General features: G+C 43.5%; 13 protein-coding genes, 1 riboswitch and 1 other annotated feature. Of the genes, 8 read left to right on the top strand and 5 right to left on the bottom strand.

The annotated features are described in order from the left end of the window. Positions 1–239 (bottom strand) — a binding site (T-box leader). Positions 240–360: 121 nt separating this feature from the next. Genes IGI71_RS01970 through IGI71_RS01960 form a run of 3 tightly spaced genes read right to left on the bottom strand, consistent with a single transcriptional unit; the run spans position 361 to position 2,436 of the window. Beyond that, complete coding sequence (locus IGI71_RS01970) at positions 361–885, bottom strand: transcription repressor NadR (protein ID WP_005227206.1); 525 nt, start codon at positions 883–885, stop codon at positions 361–363. Then, positions 882–1,730 (bottom strand): chorismate mutase, encoded by an 849-nt coding sequence (locus IGI71_RS01965; RefSeq protein WP_005227205.1) that lies wholly within the window; start codon positions 1,728–1,730, stop codon positions 882–884. The genes IGI71_RS01970 and IGI71_RS01965 overlap by 4 nt, the downstream gene beginning before the upstream one ends. Positions 1,731–1,743: 13 nt before the next feature. Beyond that, positions 1,744–2,436, bottom strand: a complete 693-nt coding sequence (locus IGI71_RS01960) for an NAD-dependent protein deacylase (protein ID WP_081116171.1) — start codon at positions 2,434–2,436, stop codon at positions 1,744–1,746. A gap of 157 nt (positions 2,437–2,593) precedes the next feature. Here IGI71_RS01960 and IGI71_RS01955 point away from each other — a divergent pair, with 157 nt between their 5' ends. Further along, complete coding sequence (locus tag IGI71_RS01955; RefSeq protein ID WP_428210831.1) at positions 2,594–3,262, top strand: response regulator transcription factor; 669 nt, start codon at positions 2,594–2,596, stop codon at positions 3,260–3,262. Positions 3,263–3,275: 13 nt separating this feature from the next. Beyond that, a complete protein-coding gene (locus IGI71_RS01950) occupies positions 3,276–4,181 on the top strand; it encodes a sensor histidine kinase (protein ID WP_015508849.1) in 906 nt (301 codons plus the stop codon). Positions 4,182–4,256: 75 nt separating this feature from the next. On the opposite strand, the gene IGI71_RS01945 is transcribed toward IGI71_RS01950, so the two are convergent. Both IGI71_RS01945 and IGI71_RS01940 read right to left on the bottom strand, forming a co-directional pair. Next, positions 4,257–5,018: an ABC transporter permease gene (locus IGI71_RS01945; protein WP_010748673.1), complete on the bottom strand. Its 762-nt coding sequence runs from the start codon at positions 5,016–5,018 to the stop codon at positions 4,257–4,259. A gap of 1 nt (position 5,019) precedes the next feature. Next, complete coding sequence (locus IGI71_RS01940) at positions 5,020–5,937, bottom strand: ABC transporter ATP-binding protein (RefSeq protein WP_010748672.1); 918 nt, start codon at positions 5,935–5,937, stop codon at positions 5,020–5,022. A gap of 316 nt (positions 5,938–6,253) precedes the next feature. Here IGI71_RS01940 and IGI71_RS01935 point away from each other — a divergent pair, with 316 nt between their 5' ends. From IGI71_RS01935 to IGI71_RS01910, 6 genes are all read left to right on the top strand, one after another. Continuing rightward, positions 6,254–6,556, top strand: coding sequence for a hypothetical protein (locus IGI71_RS01935; protein WP_005227198.1), 303 nt, complete (start codon positions 6,254–6,256; stop codon positions 6,554–6,556). A gap of 147 nt (positions 6,557–6,703) precedes the next feature. Then, a riboswitch (Lysine riboswitch) is annotated at positions 6,704–6,877 on the top strand. A 115-nt stretch (positions 6,878–6,992) separates the two neighbouring features. Next, positions 6,993–8,582 (top strand): ABC transporter permease subunit, encoded by a 1,590-nt coding sequence (locus IGI71_RS01930; RefSeq protein WP_016609561.1) that lies wholly within the window; start codon positions 6,993–6,995, stop codon positions 8,580–8,582. 11 nt (positions 8,583–8,593) lie between these two features. Then, entirely contained in the window at positions 8,594–9,328 is a 735-nt protein-coding gene (locus IGI71_RS01925) for an amino acid ABC transporter ATP-binding protein (protein WP_005227196.1), read from the top strand. A 204-nt stretch (positions 9,329–9,532) separates the two neighbouring features. Then, entirely contained in the window at positions 9,533–10,885 is a 1,353-nt protein-coding gene (brnQ, locus tag IGI71_RS01920) for a branched-chain amino acid transport system II carrier protein (protein WP_081116168.1), read from the top strand. 118 nt (positions 10,886–11,003) lie between these two features. Beyond that, positions 11,004–12,509 (top strand): helix-turn-helix domain-containing protein, encoded by a 1,506-nt coding sequence (locus IGI71_RS01915; protein ID WP_005227194.1) that lies wholly within the window; start codon positions 11,004–11,006, stop codon positions 12,507–12,509. A 360-nt stretch (positions 12,510–12,869) separates the two neighbouring features. Further along, a complete protein-coding gene (locus IGI71_RS01910; RefSeq protein ID WP_010748669.1) occupies positions 12,870–13,229 on the top strand; it encodes an iron chaperone in 360 nt (119 codons plus the stop codon). The last annotated feature ends 60 nt before the right edge of the window (positions 13,230–13,289 follow it).

The raw sequence follows: 13,289 nt of genomic DNA, 5'->3' as shown, positions 1-13,289 counted from the left end.
TAAAAGGACGAATACTCGTGTTACCACCTTTTGTTTAGAAGGTTTCCCTTCCCTCAACCCAACGTCTAGTCGTGCTAGAGATTGGTGCACTTTGTAACGATAGTGCGCATCCGTGATTGCCTACTTATCGACAATCAATCCTCCAAGGCCATTTTTCATCGCTTCTGACTTGACTCTTTCCACCAACCAGAGTCTCTCTTTGAAGTATCCGCGGTTACTTTCCTTCTCAACAGATTCATTATTCTTGTTGAAGAGTACTTTACTGGAAAATGAACGCCTTGTCAACAAAAAATCACAATTTTTTCATCTGAGGATTTGCCAAGACTTCCGCAAAGCGTCCTTGCCAGAATGGTTTACGCCTCAATTTTGATAGAGCATGCCTTTTTCTGCTAACTGTTGTTTGGCTTTTTCCAGAGCCGCAGGATCGGTGTAGCGCAACGTATGCAAGTGTACCCCATTGGTTAAATCTGAGAGCAAGCGGGCTTCTGCATGTTTGGTTTTGTTGATGAAATCAGTCACGTCTTGGTCTGTTTGAATCTGCAAATTGCCAGTGATCTCTCCATAGATCTCATGCTCAACGATGACATCGACCACTTCCACACCACAAGCGACAAAGATGCGCAATTCTTCTTCCGTTTGTTCAGGTCGATGCTGCACTGCTAGCTTACTTACATGTCCTGCCTCATCCAACAGCGCTTGCAGACGATAGCCGCGAGCCGTAGCCACAATCGCTTCACCAGCTGCTCGCAATAAGGCAATGTCTCCAACGATGATTTGACGGCTGACTCCGAGGGATTCTGCCAGTTTGCTGGCACTGATCGCTTTGTCCGCTTGCTTCAATGCCGCTAAAATGTTTTCTCGACGTGTTCCTCCATCCATACTCATTCCTCCAATTGATTCTCTTGATAGGTTTTTGAGTGGTTCATAATTGATTGAAACATAGCCAAAATCGTTTCTTCATAGGCTTGATTAGAAATCGCCTGCCGAATGTTTTCCAGCACTTTCTCTTCACGATTTTCATCTAATACTGGCAATTGACTGCTTTTCTTCAATTGTACGATTTCGTTGACCGTGCTCATACGTTTTTCCAAAAGATGCGTGAGTTGCCAATCAATGTCATCGATCGCTGCCCGCTGAACAGCCAAGGGATCTTGCTGGTTGTTTTCTTCTTCTAAGTCGATCGTCTTGATGACCCGTGCTGGATTTCCCGCCAGCACGACATTGTCGGGGAATGATTTGGTAACGACACTGCCAGCCCCCACCACGACATTGTTGCCTAAGCGGACCCCTGGCAAAATCGTGGCCGCGCCACCGATCCACGCGTTATCGCCAATCACGATCGGTGCCCCTAATTCTAAGCCGCTATTTCGTTTGACCGGATGTAATGGATGAGTCGCCGTAAACAACCGAACATTGGGTGCCAGCATACAGTTGTCACCAAAGGTAATTGGACAAACATCTAATAGCACACAGTCGTAGTTAGCATAGAAGTTTTTGCCGACAGAAATATTGTAGCCATAATCAAAGCGGACATTCGGTTCGATATAGATTCGACCAGTCACAGAGCCGAAAGTTTCTTTTAGTAACTGCTCTTTGATTTTTGTATCAGTTTCTTGGTTGATCAGGTTCATTTGTTCACGGGCATATTTTCGATCTGCCACCAATTCTGGATCTGGGGAAAAGTACAATTCGCCAGCAATCATTTTCTCTTTTTCGGTACGTTGTGTCATATCATAAACTCCTTCATTCAATTTTCTGGAAAAACGTTTCGGCTGCTGCGGTCAACATGCCATATTCATTCGGGATCGCCAATGGTTCCTTATTGATGACCAACACCTGCTGGCTGTAATCGACTAGCCCTGCAAAAGGATAGACTTGCAGCGAAGTCCCCACGACCACCGTCAGGTCGGCTTGAGCAACGGCTTGAATGGCTCCTTCAATGGTTTCATCAGTAAATCCTTCCCCGTAAAGCACGATCGCTGGCCGAATCTGACCACCGCACCCTGCATGGTGCCAATCTTGCAAATACGCTTGCCAAGGTACCGAATTGCCGCATTTTCGGCAATAACAGTTGTACAAGGAGCCGTGAAAATCGATTCTTTGGTGATTGCCTGCTTTTTCATGCAAGCCATCGATGTTTTGCGAAACGACCCAGACGGTTTTCTTCGCTTGCAGCTCAGCCATTTTTTGATGAATGATATTAGGCTGTGCTTGAGGATGGTAGAGGTGCTTGACGAATTGATAAAATGTCTCCGGTTCGTTTTCTAAACAGTCATGGCTTAACAAATACTCTGGCTGTGCCACTCCTTGATAGACCCCTTTTAAGGAACGGTAATCAGGAATGCCCGATGGGGTCGAAACACCAGCCCCCGTCAAAAAGGTCACGGATGATGCGGCGGTGACCGCTGCGATTGCTTGCTCAATAGATACCTTCATCGTTCTAACTTCCTTTATGGCTTTTCTCTTATTCTAACCGAAAAAGAACCGTTTTTGCGAAAAATCAACCATTTTCTTTTTTAAAAGCAACTAATGCTTTTTCGTGCGGAATTGCTTATAATAGATGCAACAAATGCAAGGAGAATGGGAAAACCAAATGAAAATTTTGATTATCGAAGACAACAATGAGATCAGCGAAATGTTGGCTACTATTTTAGCAGCTGACTATACTGTCCAGCAAGCCTATTCAGTCACGGAAGGTCTGCTACTTTTTCAGCAAGATGCTTTCGACTTGATTTTGCTAGATCGAATGCTCCCTGGTAAAGATGGGACACAAGTCTTGCAAGAGATTCGCCAAACCTCTACGGTACCCGTCATTATCTTGACTGCCTTAGATGAACCAGCTGATGTTTCCACCCTTTTGTTGGCGGGTGCCAATGATTACTTGACCAAACCCTTCAATGTCGAAGAATTAAAAGCCCGTATCATTGTTCAGTTGCGCACAAATAAACAAGCCCCTCCTGTTGCCAGCAGCCTCTCGTATAAAAACATTCAACTGTTGCCTGACTCGTTTCAGCTGCAACGAGGAGAAGCAACGGTTCAGTTGAAGAAAAAGGAGTTTGAAATTTTTTCCCTGCTCTTAGCCAACCCCAAAAAAGTTTATACGAAAGAAATGCACTATGAAGCTGTTTGGCAAGAACCCTATTACGGCGAAGAAAACACGATCAATGTCCATATCAGCCATTTACGCAGCAAAATCAAAACACTCGATCCAGAGGAAGCGTATATCGATACTGTCTGGGGTATCGGCATCAAGTTAGCTTAAAAGGAGGAACCCCATGCATATACTTCAGTTTTTCGCTGCCTTGATCGTTGCTTTATTGATCGGTTACTGGCTATTTTTACTGTATGATCTGAAAAAGTACCACCAACAATTAGCAAGAATCAGCGAAATCGAAACAAATCAAGAGATCCATTTGCAGACCCGAGTGCCCGCTTTAAAAGCGATCGCCTTGTTAAACAATCAGATACTTAGAAAAAATAAGCAGCAGCACTATCAAATGCTGCAAGAAAACCAGCAATTGGAACAAGCCATTCAAAATATCTCTCACGACTTGCGCACACCTTTAACGGTCGCCAGCGGCTACACACAACTGCTGCAAGCCGATACGACCCTCAACAACCAACAGCTGCAGCTGTTGGAAAAAGTCAGCAGTAACCTAGAAAAAGTCGAAAATCATCTGGAACAGTTATTGACCTATCAGCGCCTCAAAGACAATCAACTGGCTTTGACCTTAGAAGAATTCGATCTTTCTCGTTTGCTGGAGGAGGAACTGCTCCAACTCTATCCTTCTTTTGAGGAAAACCATTTATCACTGACGGTTGCGATCCAACCCAATATCATGATCATTTCAGATAAAAAAAGTTGGCAGCGTATTTTTCAAAATGTCCTTGGTAATCTGCTGGAACATGGCAATGAAACGGGAACGATCCGCTTGAAACAACAAGGAGACCGCATCGTTTTCCAACAGGAAAATCAGCTGAGGACACCGATTCAGCACCCAGAAAAATTGACTCACCGCTTTTATACGGAAGACCTTTCACGGCACAAACAGCAAGCTGGACTTGGTCTGTATATCATCGCGGCATTGACTCATGCATTAGAGGGCAAGATTCAATTGGATACAACCGAAGAGACGTTTCGTTTGACTTTGGCTTGGCAGCAGTCTGCTAAGTCCCATTAAACACTGGCTACACGGACAAAAACGCCCAACAGTCTGACCTTTTGCGGTCGGTCCTGTTGGACGTTTTTCTTTTCTTTATAATTCTTGTCTCTTAAACACCAGATGTGCAGCCAAAAGACAAAGCAACAAACTAATCAGACTCCCAACAAAAATTGGTTGAACCATTTCCCACGTTTTGAAAGTGGTCATAGTCACCATCTCTAATCCGCCTTGGAAATCCAAGTATTCTAAGAATTTCCAGGTTGGCAAAGAAAAACGTGCAATCGCAAAGCCCATCGGAATAAAGATCGTCGCCAACACGCTGACTGCTGTATTTTTGGTCAAATACAACACCAACAAGGCAAAGGATGAGGTAGCCAATAAGATCAATACAAAGCCAGCGAAATAATACACTAAGTTTTCTAGCTGAGAGATGTCTTCAAAGCCGGTACCGCCAATGATCGTTCCAGCAACAAAGCTCACTAAGCAAATAGCCAAAATTTGCAAGACAAGTACCAACGCATACACCAAGAATTTTCCAAAGAGATAGGCGGGTTTAGAAACACCGACGGTAATGATATTCTTCATCGTCCCTTTCGTGTACTCACTCCCTAAAACTTGCATCACTAACGGCAGTGAATAATACAATAACATGGAAGACAGGCTGGTCTGGATCGCAAGAAAGCCCGTCATTTCGGCAAGGCTGCCTGTGGTTTGCGTACTATCTCCCAGGGTGACTCCCACGTCACCATTTGAAACAACCGCTAAAATCACCAACAATAAAATAATTCCTTCTGTGATCCAAAAACTTTTACTTTTAGATAAACGATACAAATCTGCTCGAATAAAATTCAACATCTTAATTTCCCCCTTCACTTGTCACTAACTCTTTGAAATACGACTCTAGGTTTTCCCCTTCAAAAGAAATCTGGTCGATAGCGATCCCTTCATAAACCAATTGACGGATTAGATCACGAATCAATACATTTTCTTGGTAGATGTGGATCTTGTGGTCACTGACAACTTTATATTCAGAAATCAGCTGACTGTCCAGTAAGCGGCTAGCTGTGGCTACATCATCGACTTCTAATTGAATAAACCGTTTCGCCATCAGATCGAATTCGTGTTTGGTCATCTCTTTGATCAGACGCCCCTCACTAATGACCCCAAAGCGTGTAGCCACTAAGTACAACTCTTCTAAAATATGGCTGGAGATCAAAATCGTCATGCCGCGTTCTTGATTCAATCGTAAAAGCAGCTCTCGAAATTCAACGATCGCGACAGGATCCAAGCCATTGATCGGTTCATCTAAAATTAGAAAATCTGGCTGATTCAACAAAGCAATCGCTAAGCCCAGTTTTTGTTTCATCCCTAAAGAAAAATCACGGTATTTCTTGTTGCCGACATTGGTCAAACCAACAAATGCCAGTGCCTTACTAACGGCATCAGGTTCCACCACCCCGCTGATTTTGCAATAATAGTTCAAATTTTGTTCTGCGGTCAATTGGTCGTAAGCGACTGGGGTCTCAATCACATTACCGACCCGTTTCAGCATCTGGATGTATGCTTTGCCGCCTTCAACACCAAACAACTGCAGACTGCCACTGGTGGGTTGGATCAACTGCACGATCGCTTTTAGTAAGGTCGTCTTCCCAGCACCATTTCTCCCTACCAATCCATAAATATCTCCTTTGGCGATCGTTAGATCGACATCATGCAGCGCCAGCTGTTTGCCGTAACGCTTGTTTAATCCTTTGATTTTAAGAACATTTTCCATTTCTACTTCCTCCTTGCTTGCTTCTGTGATCATTCTAGCAAGCAGATCTAAATCAGCTATTAACTAATTATTAATTGATTCTTAACTCGTAGTTTTTTGCAAAAAAACAACTTATTTCTATTATACACAGCTGAAAATGCACCTTTTGAAGAAAATCCCTCTTTGGCAGCAACCCCTCTAGCAATAAATATAGCAAACGATCATTTTGCTGCAGCTTTTGCTCTTTGTTTTTTGCCTCACAAAGAAAGAGATTCCTTCATGACAAGGAACAAAAAACGTGGTAAACTAGTCACGAATCAAAGTGAGGTGAAATACATTGGTAGCAGCTATTATTTATTGGGCAATGATCATTATCAGTTTCGGTTGGTTGGCAGTCAGCTTATATTTCTCTATCTTCTATTTAGCACGTAAAGAAAATGGCAATTTATGGGCATTCGGCTTTTTAAATGTCATCACAGCAATCATTCAAGCCATCGTCCTTGTGGTTTACCGTACCTTAGGACAAGATTGGGGCGTTACACAATACTCAAGCCTCATCTATCTAGCACTTGGCTTATTGCTTGGCTTGACAGTCATCCAAGCTGTTTTAGGCCGTGAACCAAAAGCGAAAGTCGCTTAAGGGTTCCAATAGACACTCGTAAAAACGATCCGCTTTCTCTTTGATAAAAATAGGGAAATGGTCGTTTTTTTGTTAAAAAGAATTGACATTTGGGTGCTTTTCTTCTAAACTCTGAGAAGAATCAAATTAAATACGAGTACCCTTTAACATTTAGGTAGAGGTCGCGAGGTTCATTAATCCTGCTGAGTGAAGCAACACGTTTACAGCAGAGCTAGGGAACATCGCCGAAACAAGATCGGTTTTGCTTGCATCGATTTTGTTGGGCCGCAAATGAACAATTTGCGGACTGTCTTAGCTTGTCTAAGTTGCGCTATGTTTTGTGAAAGGTTTGTCGACGATGACCTGTCAACAGCCGTTTTCCAATCATGGAGTACGGCTGTTTTTTTGCTTTTTCATCCTTACCTGCTTGTCCAACTCGTGAAAGGAAAGAGATAAAATGAAAAAAAATAATTGGATCTGGGCGGTCTTCGCCCTCTGTCTAACCCTCATTCAGCTGCCCCTAACCGTGCAAGCGGATGACCAAACGCCTGCGGAACAATTCCGTGTCGGTATGGAGGCAGGCTATGCCCCCTTCAACTGGACGCAAACGACGGACGCCAATGGTGCCGTGCCGATTTCCGGGGAAGAAGGCTCGGCGTTTGCCGGCGGTTACGATGTCCAGATCGCCAAACGAATCGCTGAAGGTTTAGGCAAGGAATTAGTGATCGTTAAAACCCAATGGGACGGTCTGCCGCCAGCATTACAGGCGGGGACTATCGATGCCGTCATCGCTGGTATGTCACCAACGGCCGAACGCCGCGAGCAAATTGATTTTACTGATCCTTACTATGAATCCGACTTGGTGGTCGTAGTACGTAAAGATGGGGCATTCGCCGATGCCAAAAGTCTCGCCGATCTTTCGGGGGCAAAAATCACTGCTCAGCTGAATACCTTCCATTATACGGTCATTGATCAAATCCCTGAGGTCCAAAAAGAACAAGCCATGCGGGACTTCTCCTCCATGCGCGTTGCTTTAGCTTCGGGCATCATTGACGGCTACGTCAGCGAACGACCAGAAGGCGTCACTGCCGTCGGAGCAAATCCTGATTTGAAGATGGTCGAGTTCGATGAAGGAGCAGGTTTTGAAACCAATCCAGAAGACGTCCAAGTAGCAGTCGGGATGCGCAAAGGCGATCCCGATGTTGAAAAAGTCAATGAGATCCTTGCAGGAATCTCTGAAGAAGAACGGGTTTCCCTGATGGATCAAGCAGTCTTAGATCAGCCTGCAGATGCCAGCGGAGAAACGGCGGATCAAGGTCTGATCGCTGATTTCAAAAAAATCATTGATGATTACGGCATGCTCTTTTTACGAGGCGCTGGCTTGACCTTATTCATCGCGATCCTTTCAACGATCATCGGATTGATCATCGGTCTTTTAGTCGGTATCTTCCGGACACTGCCGCTTTCAGAAAATCCAGTAGGACGTTTCTTCCAACGAATCGTCAACGGCCTGCTGACCATCTATATCGAAGTTTTCCGCGGTACCCCAATGATGGTTCAGGCAATGGTTATTTTCTACGGAACGGCTCTAGCCTTTGGTGTCTCCATGAATCGCACGCTGGCAGCTGTGCTGATCGTTTCTATCAATACGGGTGCCTACATGTCTGAAATCGTTCGTGGAGGGATTTTTGCTGTAGATGACGGCCAATTTGAAGCAGCTCAAGCCATCGGAATGACCCATTGGCAAACCATGATCAAAGTCGTGTTGCCGCAAGTAATGCGCAATATTTTACCAGCTACCGGAAATGAGATCATTATCAATATCAAAGATACTGCCGTCTTAAGTGTCATCAGTGTTGCGGACCTCTTCTTCCAAGGTACATCAGCCGCTGGAACGAACTTCCAATACTTCCAAACATTTGCGATCATCGGTGTGATCTACTTAGTCTTGACCATCAGTGCCACCCAGATCTTGCGCTTTGTTGAACGCAAAATGGATGGTCCCAGTGCGTATGTCAAATTAGAAGACATCAACCCGAACGAATAAGGAGGCAGAACATGTCAGCAATCATTGAAATTGACCATTTAAAAAAGAGTTTTGGCGACAACGAAGTCTTAAAAGACATCAGTTTGTCTGTTAATAAAGGAGAAGTTGTCACGATCATCGGTTCTTCTGGTTCAGGAAAATCCACACTTCTTCGCTGCATCAACTTGTTAGAAAAACCTACCAGTGGGCAAATCATCTACTTAGGTGAAAATGTGCTGGAAAAAGGCTACGACTTGCCGAAATACCGTACACATCTAGGAATGGTTTTCCAATCCTTTAACCTATTCAACAATATGAATGTATTAGAAAACTGCGTGACGGGACAAGTCACTGTTTTGAAACGTGATCGCAAAGAAGCAGAAGCGACTGCCAAAGAAAATCTGGAGCAAGTCGGTATGGCTCAATATGCCAACGCCAAGCCTTCCCAGCTTTCAGGCGGACAAAAACAACGGGTAGCCATTGCCCGTGCCTTATCGATGAATCCCGATGTCATGTTGTTTGATGAGCCGACTTCTGCACTGGATCCAGAAATGGTCGGTGAAGTGTTGAAAACCATGAATACGTTAGCTCATACTGGCTTGACGATGGTGATCGTTACCCACGAAATGGGCTTTGCCAAAGAAGTATCTGATCGGGTCATCTTTATGGATCAAGGTGTCATTGCCGAACAAGGGACACCTGAAGATATCTTTATTCATCCAAAAGAACAGCGCACCAAAGAATTCCTTTCCCGTGTGTTGAATTAATTTTCTGTCTTGAAACACTTAGCGGTCTTCTTCCGAGCTTTTTCGTCCTTTTTCAGTACGCTTGGAAGAATTTAATGCTAAGTGTTTTTTTATTCTCTAAACAACAATTGTCAGAATTTATCAAAAAATCACAAAAAACCATTGCTATTTGTTAGAAACTTTGTTATTTTTTTTAAAACTAAGGAATTATAGGAGCTTTCATTTATGGAAAAAAAGTTACAGTTTAAGGATTATATGTATGTTGGATCAATGCTTTTTGGTCTTTTCTTTGGTGCGGGAAATCTGATTTTCCCAGTCCACATGGGACAAGAAGCCGGTGCGAATGTCGGCTTGGCCAATCTTGGCTTTTTAGTAACAGGGATCGGCTTACCGTTTTTAGGGGTGATCGCCATTGGGGTTTCCCAGAGCAGCGGTGTTTTTGAATTAGCTTCTCGAATCAATCGCCGCTACGCACTTATTTTTACGATTTTGCTTTATTTAGTGATCGGGCCGTTCTTTGCTTTGCCCCGTTTGGCTACCACTTCTTATGAGATCGGGATCGCTCCCCATGTTTCATCTGACATGCAAACTTGGTTATTGGCGTTGTTTTCTGCCCTCTTCTTTGGCGCTGCCTGGTGGTTTTCTCGTAAACCAAGCAAAATCTTAGATTATGTAGGGAAATTTTTGAATCCATTATTTCTGGTCTTACTAGGCGTTTTGCTGTTTTTTGCTTTTTGGCAACCTCTAGGAACCATCAGCGATGCGCCGATCTATCCTAGCTATCAAAGCGATGCTTTCTTTACTGGTTTCACCAACGGCTACAATACCCTTGATGCGCTGGCATCTTTAGCCTTCGGGATCATCATCGTCTCGACGATTCGCAATATGGGGGTTGAAAAACCTACGACGGTCGCAAAAGACACGATCCTTTCTGGTTCTGTCAGCATCGTGTTGATGGGGATCATCTATACCTTACTTTCTTATATGGGAACCAAAAGTCTAGGGCAATTTCCTATCAGCGAAAACGGGGGGATCGCTTTGGCACAAATCGCCAACCACTACCTTGGCACTGTTGGCAGTCTGCTGTTGACTTTGATCGTTATCTCCGCTTGTTTAAAAACTGCCATTGGTTTGATCACGGCTTTTTCCGAAACCTTTGCTGGATTGTTTCCCAAGCAAAGCTACGGGTTCTTTATCGCTTTGACAAGTATCTTGCCAGCGATCTTCGCCAATGTCGGCTTGACCAATATCATCGAGTTTTCTATTCCAGTCTTGATGTTTATCTATCCACTGGCGATCACGTTGATTTTGTTGGCGATCATCAGTCCCTTGTTTCATCATCGTGCCAGTGTCTACCGAATGACGACATACTTCACGTTGATCGCTGCAATCATCGACGGCTTAAATGCAAGTCCCGCACTGATTACCAACAACGCTTTCGTGCAAGGAATCTTGTCTTTTGCGTCAGATTATCTGCCCTTCTTCCAAATCGGGATGGGGTGGGTCGTACCGGCTGCGATCGGATTTTTGATCGGTTTGCTATGGTCGTGGTTCAAAAAAGACCCTGTTTCAGCCTAAATTAGTTAAAAAGATGAAAATAACCTACCTTTTTTTAAAGGGTAGGCTATTTTTTTGATTAAAAAGACTGACAGTTTCGTAAAAAAAAGATACAATAGAGCCACAAAGGAGGATACCTATGTTTTATGAAGAACTTATGATGGACCCGCAAACATTAATTAAATTTAAAATATTCCGGCGTATGCTGACTCTGCAAAACCCTAGCCACCCAATCGCACAATTGGCAAAGGAAATGGAGTTAAGCTACCAACAAGCTTTTATAGAGTTGACTGAGATCGACCAAGATCTAACTGAGTTAACTCCGGATCATATGTCGATACTCGGTCGTGGCGGTAAATTACAGCCTCAGAATATCGCGGTAACGATCGATGAATACCGCTTCTATTTATTGAATAAAAGCGTTCCGTTCTTATATGTTCTTTACATGCTGAATGAAGACCATCCTACGATCACGGATTTTTGTGCAAAATACGATGTCAGTCGTTCAACGGTGTCTCGCAAATTTGAACATCTAAAAAAACATTTGAAGCAATTTCAGCTTCGCTTTACGTACACTGAATCAAACTTGGTGGGCGATGAGCGTCTTGTGCGGCTCTCCCTATTCAATATCATTTGGTTAGGTACTCGTGGAATAGAATGGCCATTTGCGATCGCTGAGAGTGAGACAGAAAAAATGGTGGATCGATTCACGGAGTACTTCCCAATGACTCATTCTTATCTTGGCCGATTAGAGTTGAAGTATTTCGCCGCCTTGATTCTTTTACGAATCAAAAAAGGAAATTTTGCCAAATACGACAAGCGGTACAATTTCCTAATGAAAAATAATCCATATTTCGATTTTGAGCGTTTGACACAAGTCGTTGATCCTGAAGTTTCAATGACAGACAAACAATTAAAAGGCGAATCAGGGTTTATTTACTTGATGGCGCAAATCTTCCCATTCTATTTGAGTCCTGAAGAAGAAGCGTTGCAACAAACCTTGCAATTCTTTTCAAGCAAACAAAACCCAGTTTATCCATTAGTCGCAGACTTGTTAGCAGAGATGAAAGCAACCTTCTTTGCTTCACAACCTGGCCTGTTAGATGAGCCATTGGTCGTGGGTAATTTAATCAATGTGACTTTCGGCAACTACGTTTTCCGTCAGCCGTTTCCAAATATCTATCGCTTGCTGACGCCATCGATCAATCGCGGGTCTGCTGAAGAGCAGCTGCAGCAAAAAATCGATGAATTCTTAACGAGTTATCGTGAAGAATCCGCGGTGGACTATATCAACGATGAAAACCAAGAGCAGATGGCAACGATGTATACCCACGCCCTGCTACCGTTTTATGATCAAATCCGTTATTCGAATCGTTTACGGGTAGGGGTTGCGTTAGAAGACAATTTCTTAGTCGTTCAAGGATTGAATCAATTCTTACATGACTTGACCTTCGTAGCAGCAGAACCTTATGATCTAAACCAGCAAGAAAACTATGATGTCATCGTTAGTTCCAATCAGTTGATGAAAAAACTCAAACCAGAAAAAATGAGTTATATTTGGGATTATGCGGCAGATGATCGGCAATACATTGATTTGTATCGTACCTTGAAAAACCGTTTTGATGAAAAGAACCTTTCTCTGTAATCAAACCGTTACGGTTTCTTAAGAACTTCCGAAAAGATTTGTCACAAAATATTCATATTTATCTCGTATACTCTATGTATACCAACAAACAACCCTAACTAACACTTTTTCATTTTTAACTCCTTCCCGTCGGCCACCCACCGACGGGTCTTTTTTTGCTTCTTTTCGCAGCCAGCAAACTTAAACACTTTCCAATCTTTTCTCCACAAAAAATTCATATTTGAACAGTATAGTATACATAACCCAACAAACAACCCTAACTAACACTTTTCATTTTTACTCCTTGCCTGTCAGCTACCCACTGACAGGCTCCTTTTTTTCTTACGGGGTTTGCCGTATACTAAAGGCAGGAGGTGTCCTATGACAAAAGCCATTACGACAGTTGACCAATACATTGCAACAGCTCCAGCAGAACGACAAGCGATTTTAAGAAAGGTCCGTCAAACCATCAAAGCCGTTTTACCTGAAGCGGTTGAAAAAATCAGTTATCAAATGCCTACCTATCATCAGGGAGAAAATATCGTGCATTTTGCCTGCGCCAAACAGCATCTTGGCTTTTATCCCACGCCTTCTGCGATCACGGCCTTCACAGAAGACCTACAACCCTACAAAACCAGTAAAGGGGCGGTTCAGTTTCCTTTTGCACAGCCGATCCCTTACGAACTGATCGCTGTGATGACCGCTTGGCGACTCGCAGAAGTCAAAAACAAGCACGCTTAACCAGCAATAAAAAAACCGCTGTGTCTAATGACGCAGCGGTTTTTTTGCTATGCACAGGCT

Origin of the sequence: Enterococcus sp. DIV1279b, from assembly GCF_050531515.1 — a bacterium.
Taxonomy (GTDB): domain Bacteria; phylum Bacillota; class Bacilli; order Lactobacillales; family Enterococcaceae; genus Enterococcus_D; species Enterococcus_D casseliflavus.
Note: the sequence above shows the minus strand (reverse complement) of the source record. Positions and strands in the feature narration are given on the sequence as shown.